General features: G+C 56.4%; 17 protein-coding genes. 12 read left to right on the top strand and 5 right to left on the bottom strand.

The features are described 5' to 3' along the window. Position 1: 1 nt before the first annotated feature. A complete protein-coding gene (locus MWU55_RS14205; RefSeq protein WP_246937122.1) occupies positions 2–1,156 on the bottom strand; it encodes a bifunctional 2-C-methyl-D-erythritol 4-phosphate cytidylyltransferase/2-C-methyl-D-erythritol 2,4-cyclodiphosphate synthase in 1,155 nt (384 codons plus the stop codon). Positions 1,157–1,322: 166 nt separating this feature from the next. Here MWU55_RS14205 and dusB point away from each other — a divergent pair, with 166 nt between their 5' ends. The 9 genes from dusB (at position 1,323) to hflX (ending at position 13,381) form a co-directional block, all read left to right on the top strand. After that, on the top strand, positions 1,323–2,303 hold the full coding sequence (dusB, locus tag MWU55_RS14210; protein WP_246937124.1) for a tRNA dihydrouridine synthase DusB: 981 nt from the start codon (positions 1,323–1,325) through the stop codon (positions 2,301–2,303). Beyond that, a complete protein-coding gene (locus MWU55_RS14215) occupies positions 2,303–3,409 on the top strand; it encodes an ATP-binding protein (protein WP_246937126.1) in 1,107 nt (368 codons plus the stop codon). The genes dusB and MWU55_RS14215 overlap by 1 nt, the downstream gene beginning before the upstream one ends. A 2-nt stretch (positions 3,410–3,411) precedes the next feature. Further along, positions 3,412–4,803 (top strand): response regulator, encoded by a 1,392-nt coding sequence (locus MWU55_RS14220; RefSeq protein ID WP_246937128.1) that lies wholly within the window; start codon positions 3,412–3,414, stop codon positions 4,801–4,803. A 99-nt stretch (positions 4,804–4,902) separates the two neighbouring features. Further along, on the top strand, positions 4,903–7,185 hold the full coding sequence (locus MWU55_RS14225) for a PAS domain-containing sensor histidine kinase (RefSeq protein WP_246937931.1): 2,283 nt from the start codon (positions 4,903–4,905) through the stop codon (positions 7,183–7,185). Then, complete coding sequence (locus MWU55_RS14230) at positions 7,182–8,606, top strand: sigma-54 dependent transcriptional regulator (protein WP_246937130.1); 1,425 nt, start codon at positions 7,182–7,184, stop codon at positions 8,604–8,606. Before MWU55_RS14225 ends, MWU55_RS14230 begins: the two co-directional genes overlap by 4 nt. 139 nt (positions 8,607–8,745) lie before the next feature. Continuing rightward, positions 8,746–10,122: a Trk system potassium transporter TrkA gene (gene trkA / locus MWU55_RS14235; RefSeq protein WP_246937132.1), complete on the top strand. Its 1,377-nt coding sequence runs from the start codon at positions 8,746–8,748 to the stop codon at positions 10,120–10,122. A 9-nt stretch (positions 10,123–10,131) separates the two neighbouring features. Further along, positions 10,132–11,670, top strand: coding sequence for a potassium transporter TrkG (locus MWU55_RS14240; RefSeq protein WP_246937134.1), 1,539 nt, complete (start codon positions 10,132–10,134; stop codon positions 11,668–11,670). Positions 11,671–11,837: 167 nt separating this feature from the next. Continuing rightward, positions 11,838–12,074, top strand: a complete 237-nt coding sequence (gene hfq / locus MWU55_RS14245) for an RNA chaperone Hfq (RefSeq protein WP_133488330.1) — start codon at positions 11,838–11,840, stop codon at positions 12,072–12,074. Positions 12,075–12,082: 8 nt separating this feature from the next. Next, on the top strand, positions 12,083–13,381 hold the full coding sequence (gene hflX, locus MWU55_RS14250; RefSeq protein ID WP_246937933.1) for a GTPase HflX: 1,299 nt from the start codon (positions 12,083–12,085) through the stop codon (positions 13,379–13,381). Between the two features lie 90 nt (positions 13,382–13,471). On the opposite strand, the gene MWU55_RS14255 is transcribed toward hflX, so the two are convergent. After that, a complete protein-coding gene (locus MWU55_RS14255; protein ID WP_246937136.1) occupies positions 13,472–14,254 on the bottom strand; it encodes a mechanosensitive ion channel family protein in 783 nt (260 codons plus the stop codon). Positions 14,255–14,374: 120 nt separating this feature from the next. Then, positions 14,375–16,843 (bottom strand): penicillin acylase family protein, encoded by a 2,469-nt coding sequence (locus MWU55_RS14260; protein WP_246937138.1) that lies wholly within the window; start codon positions 16,841–16,843, stop codon positions 14,375–14,377. A 106-nt stretch (positions 16,844–16,949) separates the two neighbouring features. Between MWU55_RS14260 and MWU55_RS14265 the strand changes: the two genes are divergently transcribed. Beyond that, the gene (locus MWU55_RS14265; protein WP_246937935.1) at positions 16,950–17,822 is read left to right on the top strand and encodes an NAD(P)-dependent oxidoreductase; all 873 of its coding nucleotides are present in this window, start codon (positions 16,950–16,952) and stop codon (positions 17,820–17,822) included. 52 nt (positions 17,823–17,874) lie between these two features. On the opposite strand, the gene MWU55_RS14270 is transcribed toward MWU55_RS14265, so the two are convergent. Next, positions 17,875–18,441: a YSC84-related protein gene (locus tag MWU55_RS14270; RefSeq protein WP_246937140.1), complete on the bottom strand. Its 567-nt coding sequence runs from the start codon at positions 18,439–18,441 to the stop codon at positions 17,875–17,877. A 172-nt stretch (positions 18,442–18,613) separates the two neighbouring features. After that, the gene (gene hemB / locus MWU55_RS14275; protein WP_246937142.1) at positions 18,614–19,630 is read right to left on the bottom strand and encodes a porphobilinogen synthase; all 1,017 of its coding nucleotides are present in this window, start codon (positions 19,628–19,630) and stop codon (positions 18,614–18,616) included. A 181-nt stretch (positions 19,631–19,811) separates the two neighbouring features. Between hemB and MWU55_RS14280 the strand changes: the two genes are divergently transcribed. Continuing rightward, complete coding sequence (locus MWU55_RS14280; protein ID WP_246937144.1) at positions 19,812–20,336, top strand: component of SufBCD complex; 525 nt, start codon at positions 19,812–19,814, stop codon at positions 20,334–20,336. Positions 20,337–20,392: 56 nt separating this feature from the next. After that, entirely contained in the window at positions 20,393–23,851 is a 3,459-nt protein-coding gene (gene mfd, locus MWU55_RS14285; RefSeq protein ID WP_246937146.1) for a transcription-repair coupling factor, read from the top strand. Positions 23,852–23,894: the final 43 nt, after the last annotated feature.

Genomic DNA, 23,894 nt, shown 5'->3' on the forward strand with positions numbered 1-23,894 from the left:
GTCACGCTCCGATCAAAGTTGCCGAGGCCATTGCGGCAATGCCTTCGGACCGTCCCGTAAAACCAAGACGCTCGCTTGTCGTGGCTTTCACGCTGATCCGGTCCTCGGCCAGTCCCATAATGTCGGACAAGGCCGCGCGCATGGCGTGCGCATGTGGGCCGATCTTTGGGTGCTCGCAAATCAACGTTACATCTACGTTTGCGAAGCGAAAGCCGCGTTTGCCCGCAAGCGCGACCGCATGGCGCAGGAAGATGTCGCTGGCCGCCCCTTTCCACTGTGGATCAGAAGGCGGGAAGTGCTGTCCAATGTCTCCGTCCGCCAAAGCGCCATAGATTGCATCAGTCAGCGCGTGCATCCCAACGTCGGCGTCAGAATGCCCTCTAAGCTTGCGAACATACGGGATTTTGACGCCACATAGGATCACGTGATCGCCATCTTCGAATGCGTGTACGTCGTATCCGCTGCCTACCCGAACATCCATCAGGCTCTCCTTGTTATTCTGTTCACGTTGCAAAAGCAGACGCTCAGCCCGCTCAAAGTCTTCGGGTGTCGTGATTTTCAGATTCTGTTCGTCGCCGTCAACTATCGCGACATCCAGATGGGCCGCGCGGGCGACTTCAACGTCATCTGCAGCGCCGCCGAGATGCGACTGATGTGCGGCCAGTATTTCGGCAAAGCGAAAGCCTTGAGGCGTCTGCGCGCGATAAAGACCGCTGCGATCCTGTGTGCCCGAGACTTTCTGATCCGAGCCGCGCCACAAGGCATCTGTCACCGCAAGGGCAGGGGCCGCGCCGGGTGCGGTGTCCAGCGCTGCAATGACGTCGTCGATTACCTTGGCAGAGACCAGAGGGCGGGCCACGTCGTGGATCAGTACAAGGTCAGGCGCATTCGCGGCCAGTGCTTCCAGTCCAGCGCGCACACTGGCATCACGTGACGCTCCACCTTGCACCACCGTGACACCTTCAATTGAAGCTGCAACCGCTTCGTCATCAGGATGGATCACCAGAACCACGCACGAAACACCGGGATGCGCGCGGAACGCCTGAACCGTATGGGCCGCGATGCGATCGCCTGCGATCTGGCGCCATTGCTTTGGCATTTCACCGCCTGCGCGGGTACCCCGCCCGGCGGCTACGATGATGGCTGCTGTATTCATGAGACTTGTTTAGGCTTTGCTCAGAAGAAGAACAACAGCGCTGTCATTGCTGATAAAAACGCCTAAAAAATAGGCAAAGTGCAAATCCGATGCTCGAACCTCGTGCGAATTGTTGATATATATTAGGGCGTCAGCCCAATCTGACGCCAATGCACAAGGAATAAGCATGTCCCTTTCTGTCGGACCCCTTCAATTGGAAACGCCCGTGATTCTGGCCCCCATGGCCGGGATCACTGATTTGCCGTTCCGCAATCTGGTTGCGTCTTTTGGGGCGGGGCTTGTGGTGTCCGAAATGGTCGCCAGTCAGGAAATGGTGCAAGCCAAACCCGGCGTACGCGAGCGGGCAGAGCTGGGGTTCGGGTTAGATAAGACCTCGGTCCAGCTGGCAGCGCGGGATGTTTATTGGGCGGGCGAGGCGGCACGCATGGTGGAACAGAATGGCGCACGGCTGATCGACATCAACATGGGCTGCCCAGCCCGTAAGGTTGTCGGTGGCATGTCCGGATCGGCTTTGATGCGCGATTTGGACCATGCGTTGCGTCTGATCGAAGCAATTGTTGGCGCCGTGTCCGTACCCGTCACGCTGAAAACCCGGCTGGGGTGGGATGACAGTAGTCTGAACGCGCCTGAACTCGCTCGACTGGCCGAGGGCGCGGGCATTCAGTTGATCACCATTCATGGGCGCACGCGCTGTCAGTTCTACAAGGGAAGCGCGGATTGGACGGCCATTCGTCCGGTGAAAGAGGCCGTGTCGATCCCCGTCATCGCCAATGGGGATATTGTCGACAGTGACACTGCGCGTCAGGCTTTGGCGCAAAGCAGGGCTGACGGGGTGATGATCGGGCGCGGGTCAGGTGGTCGTCCATGGCTTTTGGCACAGGTCGCCCATGATCTTTACGGGGCACCAGCCCCGCTCATCCCCGAAGGTGACGATCTGACAAGACTGGTGATTGATCATTACCTTGCCAGCCTTGATTTCTATGGGCCCGAACTGGGCGCTCGTGTGATCCGGAAGCATCTTGGATGGTACATGGACGGGGTCGACGCCGACCCAGACCTGCGCCGCCAAATCCTGTCCTCACGCGATCCGATTGAGGTTGTCGATCTGCTCCCGCGCGCCCTTAGCCCTATGAATGAGGCCGCATAATGCAGGATGAACGTCTCTGGTCCGCACTGCCCATTCCAACGCTGGAGCTTGATGAGGCTGGCCTTGTGTCCCGCGTAAATGGAGCGGCCGAGAGTTTCCTGAACATGTCCGAACGGCGTCTGGCGGGCAAACATCCCAATGTTGCCCTAGGGCTTGCGCAGAAACTGGACGATATGCTCGATCGGATCCGGCGCACCGAAACTGCGCTTTTTGTGGACGGCATTGATCTTCGCTTGGCAGATGGAAGCCAGCGCGAGGTCAGCTTGCATATCGCGCCGCTTCCGGCCACTGACGCCGCATCAGTTGGGACGATTGTCATGATGCAGTCGCGCAGCGGGTCGGATGCGCTGGGGCAGGTCCAAGGGCCGCAATCTGCGGCGCGCCAGGCGATCGGAATGGCAGAAATGCTTGCGCATGAGATCAAGAACCCGCTGGCGGGAATTGCTGGTGCGGCGCAACTGTTGTCAATGTCTCTGACCCCAGAAGATCAAGAGATGACCGACCTGATCGTTGTGGAAACCCGCCGCGTAGTCGCTCTGCTGGAACAGGTGGAGCATTTCGGCGATTTGCGTCCCCCAGTTCGCGAACCGACAAACATCCATGATCTTCTGGATCGGGCACGCGCCACGGCCCGATTGGGCTATGCCTCTGGCATGACGTTTTCCGAGCTTTATGACCCATCGCTTCCTGACGTTCTGGTTGATGCAGATCAGATCCAGCAAGTATTTTTGAATTTGATTAATAACGCATCTGAAGCTACTCATAATAAAGGTAATATCGAATTTAGGACTTTCTACGACAGCGGTCTTCGCGTGCCTTTAAAAAATGGTGGGCAAGCACATCTGCCGATACAGGTCGAAATCGTGGATAACGGCCCTGGTTTGCCGCTGGACATAGCCGATAATGTTTTTGATCCCTTTGTATCGGGCCGCGAAAACGGGACCGGGCTTGGATTGGCATTGGTGTCCAAGATTGTCACGGATCACGGTGCGTTGATTTCGGTAAATAGCGTTCCCGGACGTACGGCCTTCCGGATCAGTCTGCCTGTCGCAAAACCGGGATCAGATCGCAATGAAACCCCCAAAGATAGCCCGCAAGGAGACTAAGGATGGACGGAACAGTTCTGGTTGCAGATGACGACCGCACAATCCGAACGGTGCTGACGCAAGCTCTTACACGAGCAGGGTGCCGGGTTCATGCGACGGGCTCGATGCAGACACTTATGCGTTGGGTGGAGGAAGGGCGTGGTGACGTCGTCATTTCAGACGTGGTCATGCCAGACGGAAACGGGCTTGAGGCGCTGCCACGCATTCTAAAACTGCGCCCGGACCTGCCCGTGATTGTGATTTCTGCCCAAAATACCATCATGACCGCCATCCAAGCGGCCGAGGCCGACGCTTTCGATTATCTGCCCAAGCCCTTTGACCTTCCTGAACTGATGAAGCGCACTGCACGTGCTCTGGATCGAAAGCGGGTGCGCACGCCTGAGCCCGCTGCTGCGCCGATCCGGCCCGCCCGCGATGTAAACGACTTGCCACTGGTGGGGCATAGCCCGGCCATGCAAGAGCTCTACCGCCTTGTGGCGCGGGTTCTTAATGTCGATCTTCCGGTTCTGATCACCGGGGAAAGCGGCGTTGGGAAATCTTTGATAGCGCGTGCTCTCCATGACTTCTCGGAACGAGGGGAGTCGCCCTTCGTCATAGCATCGCCAGATGATCTGGAGCGGTCTGACGCCGTGAGCTCTTTGATGACGCGGGCGCGTGATGGCGTCATCTTGTTTGATGGCATTCAGGATCTGGATGACGCGGCACAAGGTCGATTGGCCCGATTGTTGGATTCGGCTGAGGCAAACAACACGCGCGTTTTATCGATTTCGCAGGGCGATCTTGCACAGGAAGCCGCGCATGGGCGGTTTCGATCTGATCTTTACTATCGGCTTGCAGGGATCGCGATTCCAGTACCAGCCTTGCGCGACCGGATCGAAGACATTGTCGGTCTTGCTGAGCACTTCCTGACGCGGGCTGAGCAAGACGGGATGCCGCGACGTACACTTCCGGACGAGGCCGCCGCAGCCTTGCGGTCATATGCCTGGCCCGGGAATGTCAGGCAGCTGGAAAACCTGATCAATCGCTTGGTGGTGACGGGGATAGAAGAACAAATCTCGACCGCCGAGATTGAGGCTGCTCTTGGTGGTCCCGCGCAATCCACAACCTTTCAGCAAAGCCCTGGTGGGACCGTAAATGCCGACGCGCGACTGGCTGATACGATTGCACAGCACCTTCAGCGCTATTTCGATCTACATGGTGGCGCATTGCCGCCCAACGGTCTGTATCAACGTATTTTGCGGGAAATGGAGCATCCGTTGATTGAAATCGCTTTGGACGCGACAGGAGGAAATCAGGCCAGATGTGCCGATTTACTTGGCATCAACCGCAATACTTTGCGCAAAAAGATCACCGAACTGGGAATCGAGGTGACACGCCGCCGTAAGTTGATGTAAAAGGGCAACATAGCGTGGCAATCGGGCACAAGATCCGATTCACATTGGCGGTAACTGCTCGCTTGAGGCGGTGGGCAGAATGTTTACAGGGTGAGCACAGTGGCGCAGCGCGCGGTGCGGAAATCGAATTACGAGCGTTATTTGTCCTTGCGCCGTTGGCGCAAGTTCAGTTCTTACGGCGCATTTGGAATGATTGTGTTGGGACCGGTTTTGGCGGTCACCACCTTCCTTGTGCTTGGACCGTTTGCGCAGGGCGCGGACAGCAAAGCGCTGCGGCTGATTCTGCTGGCTGACATTATCTATGTAATTTTGGTTGCTGGGCTGGTGATGACCGGCGTCGGACGCATGATCGCTGCACGGCGCAAAGAAAGCGCTGGGTCCCGACTTCACCTGCGCCTGACAGGGGTCTTTGCGGTCATTGCGCTTAGCCCAACCATCCTTGTGGCCGTTTTCGCGATGCTTACGTTGAACATGGGGCTTGAAGGCTGGTTTTCGGACAGGGTGCGCACGGTGGTCGGAAACTCTCGCGCCGCGGCCGAGGCCTATAAACAGGAAAGCCGTGACGGGCTGGTGCAGGATGCACGCGCCATTGCAGCGTTTTTGGAGCTTCAACGGCAATCGCAGCTTCTGTTTACAGATGCCGAGTTGGGTCAGTTTCTGAAGCAGGCGCAAGAACGTATCCAACGCGGCTTAAGGGAAGCCTATGTAGTTTCTGGCGACGGTACGATCCGTGTGCGCGGCGCGCGATCCTATTTGTTCGACTATGAAGAGCCCACGCCAGAGCAGTTTTCCAAAGCAGCAGCGGGCGAGGCTGTCGTCATCGAAGATTGGGCGATCAATGAATTTCGCGTGTTAATTCAGCTGAAAGAATTCAACGACCATTACATTTTGCTCACACGGGATGTGAACGGTGACATTCTGGATCTGGCGGATGAAACGCAAGAAGCCGCTCGTGTTTACAACCAGCTTGAATCTCAACGTGGACAAAGACTGTTCCAATTCGGTCTTATTTATCTGGGCTTTGCAGCCATTCTGATCCTAGCAGCAATCTGGATGGGTATGTGGTTTGCGGAACGGCTGTCGCGCCCTGTTGGGCGTCTTGCCAGTGCGGCGCAGAGGGTTGGGGCTGGCGATCTGGATGTGCGCGTCATCGAAGAGGAAGGGGATGACGAGATATCGATGCTCGGGCGCTATTTTAACCAAATGACCTCCCGCCTGAAAGGGCAGCGCGACCGGTTATTAGAAAACACCGAACAGATTGAACGTCGCCGCCGTTTGTTTGACAGCGTGCTAAGCTCGGTCACCGGTGGCGTCATCGGATTGAATGCAGACGGGCAGGTGGCTTTCTTGAATCGAGCTGCAGAGCTGCTTTTGGATGTTCGGGATGAAAACGGGCAAGAACACGATCTGTCGCTTGTTGTTCCCGAATTCCAACCTTTGCTGGAAGCCGTCACGCGTGATGGTCAGCCAAGCGCGCAGCGAGAAATGCGCCTCACGCGAAATGGAAAGCAAGAAAACCTGCTTGTGCGCATTGCCACACGTCGTAACGACGATGGCGGGCTTGAAGGCTACGTGATTGCCTTTGATGATGTAACGGACCTCGTCTCGGCCCAACGTATGGCGGCTTGGGGTGATGTGGCTCGGCGGATCGCGCATGAAATCAAGAACCCTTTGACCCCGATCCAATTGTCTGCTGAGCGGATCAAGCGCAAATTCGCCCGCGTGGAAGGCGTCGATGTCGACGCACTGGAGCAATACACGGATGTGATTGTTCGCCAGACAAACGACCTTCGACGCATCGTCGATGAGTTCTCAAAATTCGCTCGCATGCCCGAGCCCGAGCGGCGGGATACAGATCTTACGAAGCTTCTGAAAGACATCGTGCTGTTGCAGGATGCCGGTCAAGAGGGCGTTCGGATCGAGGCTGACATTCTTGATCACCCGATCATGATCGAAATCGATCAGACCATGATTGGCCAGGCACTGACCAATCTGATTAAGAACGCTGGTGAAGCCATTGAAACCCTGTATGAAAACGAGAATCCGGACGGGCATGAGGCTGAAGTTCAGGTCGCGATGTCCGAGGTTGACGGAGGTGTTGTGATCACGATTGCAGACAATGGCATCGGTCTTCCAGAAGATCGGGCCAGATTGTTTGAACCTTACGTGACCACACGCGAAAAGGGCACCGGTCTTGGGCTGCCCATCGTGAAGAAAATTATCGAAGAACATGGCGGGCGGCTCAGCTTGGAAGATGCCCCCGTTTTTGAAACAGAAAAAGCAAAAGGCGGCGCACATTATGGCGCGATGGCACGCATTTACCTGCCCAAGAGCAGTGCAGGTGGTGATGCGAATGCCGTTAAAACAGGAGACCCCACATGAGCGATATTCTGATTGTTGATGACGAACGGGACATTCGTGAGCTGATTTCCGATATTTTGGAGGATGAAGGCTTTACGACCCGGCTTGCGGGCACCTCGGACGAGGCTGTCGCGCAGGTTAAAGCGGAACTGCCCGCTTTGATGATCCTAGACATTTGGCTAAAAGACAGCGCCATGGACGGGATCGACATCCTGAAGATGGTGAAACGTGAACACCCGGAAGTCCCAGTGGTGATCATCTCTGGCCACGGGAACATTGAAATTGCGGTCGCTGCGATCAAGCAAGGGGCTTATGACTTTATCGAAAAGCCGTTCAATATTGATCAGTTGATGGTTGTGATCACACGCGCGATGGAAACAAGCCGTCTGCGCCGTGAAAACACCGAACTGAAACGCCGCGACAGTTTCCCATCCGAAATGGTTGGACAAAGTTCGGCCTTCAAGACTTTGAAATCAAACCTTGAAAAGGTGACAAGGTCCAATGGGCGGGTAATGCTGACGGGGCCAGCCGGTGTCGGGAAAGAACTCGCTGCCCGCTATATCCACGCCAATTCTGATCGTGCATCCGCGCCTTTGGTTGTTGTCAACTCAGCTTCGATCGAAGCGGACCGAATGGAAGAGGTTCTGTTTGGTCGCGAAAGCGAAGAGCGTGGGATCGAGCCGGGCTTGCTTGAAGAGGCCAATGGCGGCGTCGTATATTTCGATGAAGTCGCCGACATGCCAATCGGAACGCAGTCCAAGATCCTTCGCGTGCTGGTCGATCAGCGCTTCCAAAGGGTCGGGGGGGCGGACAAGGTCTCGGTCGATTTGCGGGTGATTTCATCGACAAGCCGCGATCTACAGCAAGAAATTGTCGCGGGAACCTTCAGGGAAGAGCTGTTTCACCGTTTAAACGTGGTGCCGATTGCTGTGCCGCCTTTGGATGAGCGGCGTGAAGATATTCCGGAATTGGCCGCGCATTTCATCTCGATGTTCAATGCGGAACAGGGCCTTCCCTTGCGCGAGCTGGCCGAAGATGCGCAGGCGATGCTGCAGACGATGCAATGGCCGGGGAATGTCCGCCAGCTGAAAAACGTGGTGGAAAGGGTGCTGATCCTTGGAGATGGCACGGATGAGATCGCCGCTGCTGAACTTCCGGGGCAAGAAGCGTCGCCAGAGGAAGGGGCCGATCAGGCCGTTGTCGTGTCCGGTGCTTTAGCGATGATGCCACTGCGCGAAGCGCGCGAGGCGTTTGAGCGTGAGTATCTGCTGACACAGATCAACCGTTTCGGTGGGAACATCTCGCGCACTGCGAATTTCGTTGGAATGGAGCGGTCTGCCCTGCATCGGAAACTCAAGTCACTTGGTGTGGTGACCGGGTCAAAGGCGGGCGCTCGTATGGCCTATGTCGCTGGCGAGGAAGAGGAATCCGCCGAGGCGTAGCTAGCAGGCGATCCCCAGTCAGCCTGACATGCGCTATGTGGCCGGGCATTGACGCTTTCGCGCCCATCTGCCATCCCTTCAAGGGAGCTTCGCACCTGTCAGGCGTGGTTGAAGCGGTAGGGCGTTCCAAGGAGGCCGGATGAAAGTTATCATTTGCGGTGCAGGGCAGGTTGGTTGGCAGATTGCCCGCCATTTGTCAGGCGAAAAGAACGACGTTACCGTTGTCGACAACAATCCCGAACTTGTGGCCCGAGCGACGGATACACTGGACGTTCAGGGGATTGCCGGCCATGCGTCGCATCCGGATGTGTTGGACCGTGCAAATGCGCGTGATGCCGACATGATCATTGCCGCGACCTATTCGGATGAAGTGAATATGGTCACCTGTCAGGTGGCCCATTCGGTGTTCTCGATCCCACGCAAAATCGCGCGTCTGCGGTCGCAAAGTTATCTGGATGCCATCTACGCCGATCTTTATCGCCGCGATCACCTGCCAATCGACGTGGTCATTAGCCCTGAACGCGAGGTGGCCGAGGCCGTTCTGAAACGCATTCAAGCCCCATCAGCCTTTGACATCGAAAGCTTCCTTGGCGGCAAAGTACAGCTAATGGGCATTCAGCTGGGCGAGGATTGCCCGGTTGTAAACACGCCTCTGCGCCAGCTTACGGACCTGTTTTCAACACTCAGCGCGATTGTTGTGGGTATTCGCCGCGACAAAAGCCTCTTCGCCCCTGAACCGGGCGATCAGCTGTTTGCAGGCGACCAGATTTACGTCTTTACGCGTAGTGAAGATGTCAATCGGACTCTCGAGGTGTTTGGCAAATCCACCCGCCGTCAGGAACGGGTTGTGATCCTTGGGGGTGGTAATGTTGGGCTGGCCGTTGCGCGTGAACTTGAAACCCGCACCGACCGGATCCGTGCAAAAGTGATCGAGCTGGATCGTGGCGTCGCCGAACGGGCTGCAGATACGCTTGAACGCACCGTTGTACTGCACGGCGACGGCATGAACCGTGAGCTGATGAAAGAGGCGGGCGTGCCGCGCGCGGACGCCATTTTGGCGGTCACCGATGATGACAAGGTAAACCTGCTGGCATCGGTCCGGGCCAAGTCCGAGGGCTGCGCCATGTCCATTGCCCTTGTGAATGATCCGACGCTGGTTGGATTGATGGAGCCCTTGGATATCGATGCCTACATCAATCCGCGCACCCAGACTGTCAGCTCGATCCTGCGTCACATTCGCCATGGTAAAGTGCGCGAAGTCTATTCTCTGGGCGACGCTGAGGCCGAGGTAATTGAAGCGCAGGTTTTGTCGACATCCCCTATCGCGGGGAAGGCGATCCGGGACGTTGATTTTCCAGAAGGCGTGTTGGTCGGGGCGATTATGAAGGGCGAAACCGTGGTGAAGCCCACAGGCAAGGTAAGGATCGACGAGGGCGATGTGGTCACATTGTTCTGTATGGCCGCCGATGTGCCCGAAGTTGAACGGTTGCTGCAGGTTTCGATCGATTTCTTCTAGGATCGCCATATGCTGATGCAAATCACCAAATTGCCGCTGCTTGTTATCCTGATGGGGATCAGCGTGTTGACTATGTTGATGCCTGCAGGCTTCGCGTGGACGGTCGAAGAATACTATCAAGGACGCGTGTTTCTGTATGGGGCACTGCTGTTTGGTTTCATTACCTTTTTCTTGGCCATTGCCATGGCGGACCGCCCCAGATCTACGCGTCACCGTCGACACTTGATGGCGCTGTTGGGGCTATTTGTTTTGCTGCCACTGATGCTGGCTGTGCCATTCCATCAAGCGGTGCGGACCACCAGCTTTCTAAACGCGTATGTCGAGATGGTGTCGGCGTTAACCACAACAGGACTCACCCTGTTTCCCGACGCTGATCGTTTGCCGAAATCACTGCATCTGTGGCGGGCACTGGTGGGCTGGATGGGAGGCTTCTACATCTGGGTGGGTGCAATTGCCATTCTGGCCCCAATGGCCTTGGGTGGCTTCGAAGTGCGCACACGGTTTGGGGCACGAGGAACAGCGCTCGATACCCGTTTGGGGGCGGGCCACAGTCAGATCGCACGGGTTGCGGATTTCTCTGACCGGATCAGAACTTATGGCGTGCGGCTGTTGCCGATTTATGCGGGCCTGACAGCAGCGCTGTGGGTTGGATTGATTATCGCGGGCGAAGTCCCGTTTATCGCGCTGTGCCACGCCATGTCGACCCTGTCCACGAGCGGGATATCCCCTGTTGGGGGCCTGTCTGGAGGGATCGCAGGCTTTGGTGGTGAGGTGATGATCGCGGCGTTTTTGGTCTTTGCTATCTCGCGCCAAACCTTTGCCAGCGATATGAACACCAGCGAGTTGCCTTCGCTTTGGAAAGATCCCGAAATTCGACTGGCGACCGTGATCACCGTGGCGCTGACAGGGTTCTTGTTTCTGCGCCATTGGGTCGGAGCCTACGAGGTTGATGAGGAACTCAACCTTGTCGCGGGCCTCACGTCTCTTTGGGGGTCATTGTTCACAGTCTTGTCTTTCCTCACGACCTCGGGCTTTGAAAGCCAAGCGTGGGAGGCAAGCAGGAACTGGTCGGGGCTGGACACTCCGGGTCTTCTTCTTATGGGGCTTGCCTTGATTGGCGGCGGGGTCGCAACCACGGCTGGTGGGGCCAAGCTGATGCGTGTTTATGCGCTTTACCTGCACGGGCTTCGCGAGATGGAGAAGCTGGTGCATCCGTCGTCTATCGGTGGGGCAGGGACCGAAGCCCGCCACCTTCGTGGGCGCGGCGCGTACATGGCGTGGGTGTTCTTCATGCTCATGGCACTGTCCGTGGCGCTGGTGATGGCGCTTTTTGCACTGACCGGACAGGATTTTGAAAGCGCGGTGATCTTGTCCATCGCAGCCTTAACCACAACGGGGCCCATCGTGAATGTCGCGGCGGTTGATCCGCTTTCGGTTGTTGATCTTTCCAGCGCGGCAAAGCTGGTTTTGACCGGCGCGATGATTTTGGGGCGGCTTGAAACTCTGGCGATCATTGCACTTCTTAGCCCGGACATATGGCGTCGATAGAATATCATTGCTTCCCAGCGGGTTAGGCGGCGTGTTGTTTACATGCCATACCGCCGTTAAGGCGGCGCAATTTGGGGGTGGAAACACCCAAACGAGCAGTTCATAGTGTCAGTCAGGTGAAATCCCTGCCGGAAAACGGCAGCACGAGACAAAAAAGGCAAAAAACGATGGCTGCCGATAAGCAAAACCTACAAGACGCATTCTTGAATCATGTGCGCAAATCGAAAGTTCCTGTGACGATCTTTCTGATCAATGGCGTGAAGCTTCAGGGTGTGATTTCCTGGTTCGACAATTTCTGCGTTCTTCTGCGCCGCGATGGGCAATCCCAGCTTGTGTACAAGCATGCGATTTCGACCATCATGCCGGGCCAACCGATCAATCTTTATGACGGCGAAGAAAGCTGACAGACCTCATTGAACAAGAGGTGAAGGACACGCGCGCTTGGGTCCTTCACCCCGAACTGACCTCAGATCCCAATCGCCGAACCGCTGGTCCCGCGTTGGCAGAAGCCGTGTCTTTGGCCGCGGCGCTTCCGCATCTTGAGGTGCTGGGATCCGAGATCGTGCGCCTGCGCGATCCCCATCCCGGCAAGCTCTTTTCCAAAGGTAAGCTTGACGACCTCAGCCAGCGCTTGAAGGCGGCCGAGGTTGAACTGGTGTTGATTGACGGACCGGTCAGTCCGGTTCAGCAGCGCAATCTGGAAAAAGAATGGGACGTGAAGATCCTGGACCGCACGGGACTGATCCTCGAGATCTTCTCGGACCGTGCGCGCACCCGTGAAGGGGTGTTGCAGGTCGAAATGGCGGCACTGTCCTATCAGCGCACGCGCCTTGTGCGGGCTTGGACCCACCTTGAACGTCAGCGTGGCGGGCTTGGGTTTGTTGGCGGTCCCGGTGAAACCCAGATCGAGGCAGACCGCCGCGCCATTGATGACCACATGAACCGTCTGCGTAAACAGCTTGAAAAGGTTGTGAAAACACGTGAATTGCATCGCGCGGCACGGGCCAAGGTCCCGTTCCCGATCGTGGCCCTTGTGGGCTATACCAACGCCGGGAAATCAACGCTGTTTAATCGGATGACCGGGGCGAAAGTGCTGGCCAAGGACATGCTTTTTGCCACGCTGGATCCAACCATGCGCCAAATTGAGCTGCCTGCGGCCGGGAAGACGCCTGAACAGGGTGGTGGGCGCAAAGTGATCCTGTCTGATACGGTTGGGTTCATCTCGGATCTTCCGACCCAATTGGTCGCTGCATTCCGCGCCACACTGGAAGAGGTGTTGGCCGCCGATCTAATCCTTCACGTGCGTGACATCAGTCATGAAGGCACGGATGAACAGGCACGCGATGTAGAAACCATCATGGCTGAACTTGGCGTGGATGAAGAAACGCCACAGCTTGAAATCTGGAACAAGCTCGATCTGCTGGATGAAGATGACGCCGAGGCCCGTCGTAAAGAAGCGTCGCGATCGGATCATATTCTGACGTTGTCCGCGATCACCGGGGAAGGGTTTGACGATCTGGTTGCCGCTATTGATGCGGCCCTAGATGAGCCGCGCCGGACAGAGGTTCTGCAATTGACCTTCTCAGAAGGTAAGAAACGCGCTTGGCTTTTCGAAAAAGGTATCGTCGAAGACGAAGAGCCGGGGGAAGAGGGCTGGGCGGTCACCGTGACCTGGACAGACCGACAAGCCGCTGAATTCGCTGCGCTTTAAAAGCTTTTCCCCCAAAAAAGAATGAAGACCATCCCGAAGGATGGCCTTCTGGCCGTGAGTGGCCATACATCGTCCAAGTGTGGGGACGCGCTAGATGGCGTTGTGGACGACGATCTGCTGGAAGGGGATCTCAATCCCGTCCTTCCGGAATTGCTCGTAAATGGCTTGGGGAAGGCTGTACTTAACGTCGAAATAATGTGCGCCTTCGGTAAAGGGGCGGACCAGAAGGTCAACGGACGACGTGTTCAGAGTTTCTACCTCAACAAAGGGCGCAGGCTCGGACAGCACATGGTCATGCGCTTTCAAAACCTTCGCGATCGAGGCTTTCACCTTCTTAATATCGCTGCCATAGGCCACGGAAGCGATCATATCGACACCGCGGATAGAATGATGTGAGTGGTTGGTGATCTTGGTGCCCCAGATCTCGGAATTGGGGATGATGATGTGCTGATTGTCAAAAGTGATCATGTCTGTTGTGAACAAAGTGATCGAATCCACTTTACCGAATGTGCCAGCGGCTTCCACGAAATCACCAACTTTAAAGGGGCGGAACATGATCAACATGATGCCTGCCGCAAGGCTTGAAAGTGTGCCTTGCAGGGCCAAACCGACAGCCAGACCGGCTGCACCAAGGATTGCGACAAGAGACGTCGTTTCAATGCCGAAGCGGTCAAGGACAACCAATCCGGCAAAGACCAACACCGCATATCGTGCGATGGAGCCAAGGAAGTGGAACAGGGTTTCGTCAAGCGCTTCATGGCTTTTGCCAAATCCGATAACAAGCCGCTTAACCATTCCCGCCACCCAATAGGCAGCGATGGCGATAACGACGACGTAAAGCACGTTCATCGCGTTTGCTTGTAGCCAGCTCATTCCCTGAGTAACGTTTTCCATTTCAAATCCTCTTTGATCTCTGAGTTCGTGTTCTAATTGAAGATCGAGAATCGGATTAAGGGGAAAAGACAGGCCATCGTAACCCGAGTGGGTCGCGTGTCAGGGTTTGGGAACCAGACGTGTGACGCCGACGGCGGCAGCTTTCGCAAGCTCTGGGTCCAGTGACATCGGGGTGAATTCTCCGCGCCGCCACAGTTCACCAAGGTCGTCATAGTGCCGTGACAACGGGTGACCTGATTGCCCGGTAGAGGTGACGAAAAGAGAGCTGTCGGGGTCCGAGAAGTCATAAATGCCGCGATAGCCTGCGCCGTGAACATTCTGGAATGGGTTTGCACCAGTGCCGGCCGTCACGCCGCGCAACAGAGTGTTGTCCCCGCCGGATGTCGACTGTCGGATGTTCACAAACCACTTCAGGAACGGCACGTCGCCAAGCACGGCATGTTTGTGAACGGCTTGGTGATAGTCGCCCCAACGTAGGCTTTCTTGTTTGCCCCCGGCATTTTCCGACAACCACAACAATGCGTCATCCAACGCGACACGGGCGATGTCTGTGCAGGTTTCAGTTGCCGCAGATTGGATGACATCACACCAGACAGACGCGCCGTCGATGTCGCGATAGACACGCTCGACAAACAACGGGTCAACATGTGTGAAGGCCTCGGCCAGCGGTCCAAGTTCATCTCGTATCAAGCGGTTTTGAAGAGCTCGTATCCAAGCCGAGTAGATCAAGGGCTCGGGCATGTGTTCGTTCATTTCACCGTTCCAATTGGCCAAAAGGCCAAGCGCGTCCTGACGATCGCGCTCAGGCGTTCCGGCAGGCGCGGCCTCGCCGGTGAACCAAAGATCGGCGCCGACCAGCGGCAGCAGGGTTCGTGCGGTGACTGATACACTGTCCAACTGCGCCTCGATAAAGCTATCGCGTGTGTGAACCTCGCGGGCTTGCATCAGACGTTTCCAACGCTGGATGCGCTGGCTGTCCCCCCAGTTAAAGCTCATGTGCGCGGGGAAGGGGCGATCAATGATCTTGTTGTTGGTGTTCCCCAAGATGCCGCCCGAAGGCTGAACAAATTCAGGATTGGCGCTGTAGCTCAGAGGGGCTCCCCAAAGGTTTTCCTTGTTCCATGCGGGGCTGGGGATACGGCCTTGAGTTTGGTGCCGAACATCGCGTCCGGGCATCTGACCGATAACCTTCATCGCAATCGTGTCGTTGTCCGCAAGCGTTAAAGTCTGGCTTGGGGCAACATAATCTGCCGCTGCTGCGATACCTTCCATCACGGTCTGCGCGCGCATGATCCCGATCCCAGCGCTCATGGATCGGTCTTTTTCCGTCAGTAATGTCCAAGACAATGACATGGCGTGGCCGGGGGGGGTGATCAGTCCCAGCCCATACATCTCAGCCGGAAGGATCGGGCCGTTGGGGGACCATTGCATCTTCACAGTGATAGGCGCTTCATCCTTGATGCGCAGGATCGTCGAGCGTGTGGTGATCGTAGCAAAGCCATCTGGCGTTTTCACCTCGGCCGGATTGTCCGGGTTAAGTTTTTCAAGATGAAGGTCCTGATCGTCTAGATAGGACGAGGTGATGCCATATCCGAACCCCTCGGACCGTCCTGCAAGGATAACCGGCATTCCGGGGATCGATCCGCCAATGACGCCACCCGTGCTAAGCTCCAACCGGGCGAGATACCAAATGGCGGGGGCTGTGAAGCCAAGATGTGGATCATTGGCAAGCAGAGTTGCCCCGGCTGCAGATCGGTTTGGGGCGGCTGCCCAAGCATTTGATGCACCCGCAAAGCCGCGCTTCGGGCTGGGCCACATCGCTGGGCGCTCTTGGCTTGCGGCATAGGTCGCGAATGTCGCATGAGGGGCGTCGATAAGAGACGCATAGTCGGGTAGGGCTGCAACACCGGTTCCCGGCATATCTGGCAAGATGTCCTTCACCCGCTCCTCTGGCAAAGCAAGCGAAACCCGGGCGCGCAGGACTTCGTCTTCAAGCTGTCCCGCCAGTTGCACCCCCATCAGTTTCAAGATGGCAAGGCTGTCTGCTGGTTGCCACGGCGATATCTCGTTTGAGAACAGAAAGAACTCGGGCGCACCACGGCCGAGCGCTTCGGTGTTGACGCGCGATAGATAGGCATTCACACCAGATGCATAGGCATTCAAGGCGGTCTTGGTGTCTTCGTTTTGATACTCCAGCGAGGCGCGCGCCAAGTTGTAAAGATCTAACCGCCGCATCAGCTCGTCCGTTTTCAGCGTGCGTCTGCCAAAGACCTCGGACAAGCGCCCCTGCACCGTGCGCCGCATCATCATCATCTGCCAAAGCCGATCTTGGGCATGCACATAGCCCAGCCCAAAGAACACATCGCTGTCATTTGCGCCCATAATATGCGGGATATTGGCGTTGTTTCGAATGATCTCGACCGGTGCGGTGATGCCGGGCGTCTGACGGGTGACGTCGTAGTTGGGAAGGGATTGCGCGGCCAAGTAATAAACCAGCGAAATTGCCAGAACAGCCAGAACCAATACGGCAGCAACACCGCGGATCAGCCATAAAATGAACTTGCCCATACCCTAACCTAACTTCCGTCCCTGACGCATGAAACGCCCGTTGACCTTGCCTTCGCCAGCGGTAACTACTGTGACCCAAGACAGATTACAACGAAAGGGTCGCGAGATGGCAAAATGTGCGTTTTTAGGCTTGGGCGTGATGGGTTATCCCATGGCCGGGCATCTGGTGGCCAAAGGGCACGAGGTTACGGTCTACAATCGAACCGCGTCCAAGGCGGAAGCCTGGGCCAAGGAACATGGCGGCAGATGGGCTGCGACTCCGCGTGAGGCGTCTGAAGGTGCTGAGTTTGTCATGGCATGCGTCGGAAATGACGATGATCTGCGGTCGGTTGTGAAAGGTGATGATGGAGCGCTGGCCGGCATGTCGGACGGCGCGATATTTGTGGATCATACAACGGTTTCAGCCGCCGTAACGCGAGAGCTACACGCCGAGGCTTTGGCCCAGAATATCTCATTCGTGGATGCACCCGTGTCAGGGGGGCAGGCTGGTGCTGAAAACGGTGTGTTGTCCATCATGTGCGGCGGCGACGTAGCTGCATACTCGACTGCCGAGCCCATCATGCAAAGCTATGGCCGTACGGTAAAACGTCTTGGTGACAGCGGTGCCGGTCAGCTGACCAAGATGGTCAACCAAATCTGCATTGCCGGATTGGTTCAGGGCCTGTCCGAAGGACTTCACTTCGCCGAGAAAGCCGGACTGGACATTCGCGAGGTTGTCGATGTGATCCAAGGTGGGGCGGCCGGCAGCTGGCAAATGGTCAACCGACATGAAACCATGGCCGATGATCATTTTGACCACGGGTTTGCCGTCGATTGGATGCGCAAAGATCTTGGGATCTGTTTGGACACAGCGGATGAAAACGGTGCGAGCCTGCCTGTTACTGCGTTGATTGATCAGTTCTATAAAGACGTTCAGAAACTGGGCGGTGGGCGCTGGGACACATCCAGTCTGATCAAACGCCTGCGCGCTTTGGATTAAACGAAAAAGGGCGGCTCGAGGGCCGCCCTTTTAATTTGAGAGTTTCATCCGATCAGGGGATGATCCGAGTGTATTTTGCGCCTTCAATTGAGGCGCCTGCGATCAGGCCGGCTTGACCGAACACAACAGCGACGACTGGCGAAGACGAGGTGATCGTATCTGCGGTCAAACGGTCGCCTTCGTTCTGGAACGCGTACTTGATGTCCGCCGAAGCGACCCAACCTGCGTCCGAGCGGAAATCCTGAAGGGCTTCGTCGGTCATGAAGAACAGCACATGTGCAAATTGCTGTGCGCCGATCTGCAGGCCTGCGCTGGCTTGGGTCAGCGAGTAGTAATCAACCGTCACGTCGTTGATACGCAGTGCACCGCGACCGTAAGCTCCGCCAAGGCCAAATCCGGCCTCGGTCACCAAGGGCATAACCAGTTGACCGGTTGATTTCTCGGCCAATTGCCGTGCGCCGGGATAGCGGTTGTACAGATAGGACAGGGTGCTGTCTGCGCGCGCATCAATCCGCGCACCGCCGCTGGATCCAATGCTGTTGTCACAGGCTGCAAGCGCGACACTGGCGCCGCCAACCCCGATCAAAAAGCCACGTCGAGAGATATCTGATGTCTGCATGTGATTGCCTTTGTGCCTCATGCTGGGTCGCCATACCGCCTTGGCACAGTTCGACCTGGTTGCTCGAATGCGGATCTTTGTCCGCTTTGGCAGAAAATATAGCGGATCAGGCTTAGCCTGTCACCCAGAAGTAAGAAAACTTGCGAATTTCTGCCTGTCGCGGAGCGCTTGCTTATCGGTCCGCCAACAAGCGGGCCATGCGTGGTGCGAAATAGGTTAAGATCCCATCACAACCAGCACGCTTGAAAGCCATTAAGCTTTCCTCCATGACCTTGTCGCCATCCAGCCATCCGTTCTGCGCAGCGGCCATCAGCATCGCGTATTCCCCTGACACTTGGTACGCAAAGGTTGGAACGCCAAAGCTATCTTTCACGCGCCGACAAATGTCCAGATACGGCATGCCAGGTTTGACCATGATCATGTCGGCACCTTCTTGCAGGTCGCGCTCAACAAGTCGCATGGCTTCGTCGCTGTTTGCCGGATCCATCTGATAGGTTTTCTTGTCGCCTTTCAGCGCGCCAGATGCACCGACGGCATCGCGGAACGGACCATAGAATGCACTGGCGTATTTGGCGGTGTAGCTCATGATCGTCAGGTTTTGATGACCTGCAGCTTCAATCGCAGTACGGATCGCGCCGATCCGGCCATCCATCATATCTGATGGGCCAAGTATATCCGCGCCTGCTTCCGCCTGAGCCAGCGCCATTTTCACCAATGCCTCGACGGTCTCGTCATTGACGATTTCACCATCGCGAACGATGCCGTCATGGCCGTTGGCATTGTAGGGATCCAAGGCGATGTCTGTCATGACGGCGATGTCTGGAACCGCAGACTTGATGGCACGGATCGCGCGGTTTGACAGGTTGTCCGGGTTCCATGCTTCCTCACAGGCCGCAGTCTTCAGGGCCGGATCTGTATAGGGAAACAGGCAGATGGCTGGAATTCCCAGCGCAGCAGCTTCCGTGGCCGCCTTTACGACGAGATCTACCGATTTACGCGTCACACCGGGCATTGATGGAATGTCTTGTTCAGCATTTTCGCCTTCAACAACAAAAACCGGCCAGATCAGATCCGAAGCGCTCAGCGTCGTTTCCCGTACCAGATCACGCAGCGCCCCCGACGACCGCGTGCGGCGCAAACGAGAGGCGGGGAAGGGGGCAACGGTGTTGGGCTGAGGGGTGCGGCTCACGTGGCGTTCCTTGGCTTCGCCGCGCCCGGAGCCCGGCAGTTTGTTTTGCTCTGAACTTCCTGCCATGCGGCCGGTGACATCACAAGTCTGCAATTCCCGGAAATTTACTCTTTTGGCGCTGGCACCTGCCCCGGCCCGTCGCTAGGGTGGTCCAAACTTGACCACAGACAGGGAAAGAAATTTGGATGTTTACTCTACCGTTTTCGAGTTTATCGATATGCGGTCCTTTTCCAATCTGTGGTATTGGATTTCGCTTGCAGTGCTGTGGTCTACCGCCAGCCACTGGGTCTTGGGGGTACCGTATGACCTGGTGCACAGGGCAGGGCGTCACGGCGGGCAAGCTCAGGACGATCTGGAGGCGATTGTTCGCGTGAACTGCAATCGAATGATGTCAGTTTCTGAGCGGTCCGGCTTGTGGTTGATGCTGATCGTATCCGCCATAGTGTCGTCCCTGGTTACTCTGGGTTTCTGGTATGGAATTGAGTTTGCCCAAGCCGTTCTTTTGTTGATGCTTCCGATGGTTATTGTCGCGTTTTTGTCTTTACGGACAGCTGCTTACATCACTCAACAGTCACTATCAGGCAATGCGCTTCGCGATCGGCTGGCCCGCCTTCGTTTGATCATTCAGATAATCGGAATGATTTCGATATTTATCACCGCATCTTGGGGAATGTTTTACAATCTCAGCCATGGTGCGTTGTGGTAATTGCGCTCGCCTAAGCCCCCCTTGCACGACGCCAACTGCAAAGATACATCCGCCGCATGGACAAGCTAACACTATCAGGCGCCCCCGAGGGCTTCGACGCAACGCTTTTGGTGAAAGAGTTGAACCGCACGAGCGGGCCCGTTGTGCATGTTGCGCGTGACGATAAGCGCTTGGCGGCGATGCAAGCGGCATTGGCCTTTTTCGCGCCGGACGTGACCTGCATTTCATTTCCGGGCTGGGATTGCCTTCCCTTTGATCGCGTGTCCCCCAATGCAGACGTTTCTGCCGCAAGAATGGCGACCTTGGCAGGGATAGCTTCGGGCCAGATTTCCGGGCGCTTTGCGTTGCTGACCACGTTGAATGCCGTAACGCAGCGTCTTCCGGCCCGTTCTGTTTTGGCTGAATCAAGCTTTTCTGCAAGCGTCGATAAACTGCTTGATGTGGATGCGTTGCGGGCGTTTTTGGTGCGTATGGGGTTCTCGCAATCTCCTACGGTAATGGAGCCCGGAGATTTCGCGGTGCGTGGCGGTATCATTGATATCTTCCCGCCGGGCGAAAGCGGACCAGTGCGCTTGGATTTGTTTGGGGACGTTTTGGATGGCGTACGTCGCTTTGATCCCGCAACCCAGCGTACAACAGACAGCCTGAAAGGGATCGAACTGGCCCCGGTGTCCGAGGTGATACTGGACGAAAAGGCCGTTACGCGCTTTCGTCAGAATTATCGCATTGAGTTCGGAGCGGCCGGGTCAGATGACCCGCTTTATGAGGCAGTCTCAGCCGGACGAAAGCACCAAGGCATCGAGCATTGGCTGCCTTTCTTCCACGAAGAGCTTGAAACCTTGTTTGATTACTTGCCCAGCGCTTCTGTGATTTTGGATGACGGTTTGGATGCCGCACGTTTGGCCCGCTGGGACGCCATCGCGGATCAATACGAGACCCGCAAGATTGCAATGAACGCCAAGAACCGGATGGACAGTGTCTACAAGCCCTGTCCACCAGAGCTTTTGTATCTCGACGACCCTGCGTGGGCCACGGCGCTTGAGGCACGTCGCGTGGTTCAATTGTCCGCACTTCCTCAGCCCACAGGGGCCGGCGTTGTGGATGGCGGCGGGCGCATTGGCCGCAACTTCTCGCCTGAGCGACAGCAGGAAAACATAAACCTTTTCAAATCACTCGCTGATCATATTGAAGCTAAAAGTAAAAAACCTGTCGTCGTCGCGTCCTATTCCGAAGGCGCGCGCGAACGGCTGCAGGGATTGCTGTCAGATGAAGGTGTGATCACAAACAGTTTGATCAAGACTTTCCGGGACGTGCCTGACAATACGGGCGGGATCTATCTTGCTGTTTGGGCGTTGGAACATGGGTTTGAAGGGCCCGGTCTGGCGGTGATTTCCGAACAAGACGTGCTGGGGGATCGCCTTATCCGTGCGCCCAAGCGCAAACGCCGTGCCGAAAACTTCCTGACCGAGGCGCAAAGCCTGTCTCCGGGCGATCTGATTGTTCACGTTGATCACGGCGTCGGCAAGTATAACGGCCTTGAAACCGTCACCGCGATGGGCGCCCCTCATGAATGCCTTGCACTGGAATATGCGGGCGGCGACCGTTTGTTTGTTCCCGTTGAAAACATTGAGCTTCTGTCGAAGTTTGGTCAGGATACGGGCCTGCTGGACAAGTTAGGTGGCGGTGCGTGGCAGGCGAAGAAAGCCAAGCTTAAAGAACGTATCCGCGAGATTGCTGATAAGCTTATTCGTTTGGCCGCAGAACGTGAATTGCGCAAAGCCCCGCTGCTTGAAGCCCCGCATCACGCATGGGAAGAGTTCGCTGCTCGTTTTCCGTATCAAGAGACGGATGACCAGATGTCCGCCATCGAGGATGTGATCGAGGATCTCGCTTCTGGACGGCCTATGGATCGATTGGTCTGTGGCGACGTGGGCTTTGGGAAAACCGAAGTCGCCATGCGCGCAGCGTTTGTGGCGGCCATGTCGGGACAACAGGTTGCGGTCATTGCACCCACCACGCTTTTGGCGCGCCAGCATTTTAAAAGCTTCTCAGAGAGGTTTCGCGGATTTCCCATCAATGTCGGGCAGTTGTCGCGTTTCGTCGGGCAGGCCGAAGCCAAGCGCACCCGCGAAGGCATGTCCCGCGGGACGATGGACATCGTGGTCGGCACGCATGCGCTGTTGGCCAAGGATGTGCGGTTCGAAAACCTTGGTCTGTTGATCGTGGATGAAGAACAGCGCTTTGGAGTAAGCCACAAAGAGCGGCTGAAAGAAATGCGCTCGGACGTGCATGTCTTGACGCTGTCCGCCACGCCCATTCCCAGAACGCTTCAGATGTCGCTGTCAGGCGTGCGTGATTTGTCGATCATCGGCACGCCCCCGGTCGATCGCCTGTCGATCCGCACTTATGTGTCCGAATTCGACGGGGTGACGATCCGCGAAGCCCTGCTGCGTGAACATTATCGCGGAGGCCAGAGCTTCTATGTCGTGCCGCGTATCAAGGACTTGCCCGACATTGAAGCTTTCCTGAAGGATCATGTGCCCGAGGTCAGTTATGTCGTTGCGCATGGGCAAATGGCGGCGGGCGAGTTGGATGATCGAATGAATGCTTTTTACGATGGCAAATTCGACGTTTTGCTGGCGACAACGATTGTGGAAAGTGGGATCGACATCCCGACCGCCAACACCATGGTTGTGCATCGCGCCGATATGTTCGGCCTTGCGCAGCTTTACCAGATCCGGGGCAGGGTCGGGCGTTCTAAGACGCGCGCCTATGCCTATTTGACCACCAAGCCACGCGCGCCGCTGACCCCGACCGCCCAGAAACGTCTGCGGGTCCTGGGATCACTTGATACATTGGGCGCTGGATTCACGCTGGCCAGTCAGGATTTGGATATCCGCGGGGCGGGCAATTTGGTGGGGGAAGAGCAATCCGGCCAGATGCGCGAAGTGGGATACGAGCTCTATCAACAGATGCTGGAAGAGGCGATCGCCAAGATCAAATCAGGCCAGCTGGAAGGCTTGTCCGAGGCCGATCACAGCTGGGCGCCTCAGATCAATCTGGGGGTTCCTGTCCTAATTCCAGACACTTACGTGCCCGACTTGGATGTGCGTCTGGGCCTGTATCGTCGTCTGTCATCTTTGTCCAAGAAGGTCGAGCTGGAGGGCTTTGCAGCCGAGCTGATTGATCGATTTGGTCCTCTGCCCAAAGAAGTGAACACGCTTATGCTTGTGGTTCGCATCAAAGGGATGTGCAAACGCGCAGGCATTGCCAAACTGGATGGGGGGCCAAAGGGCGCAACCATCCAGTTCCACAACGATAAATTTGTATCCCCCGTAGGATTGGTCGAGTTCATTCAGGCACAAAACGGGTTGGCGAAGGTGCGCGACAACAAGATTGTGGTGCGACGTGACTGGCGCAAGACCTCAGATAAGATCAAAGGCGCTTTCGCAATCGCACAGGATCTTGCTATGAAAGTCAAAGAGGCGAAGGCCCAGCAGAGCAAGAAATCCTAACTCACGGAACGTCGCTTACACGGAGAATGCGAGGGGTGTGTTC

It is taken from the genome of Aliiroseovarius sp. F20344, from assembly GCF_023016155.1.
GTDB lineage: Bacteria > Pseudomonadota > Alphaproteobacteria > Rhodobacterales > Rhodobacteraceae > Aliiroseovarius.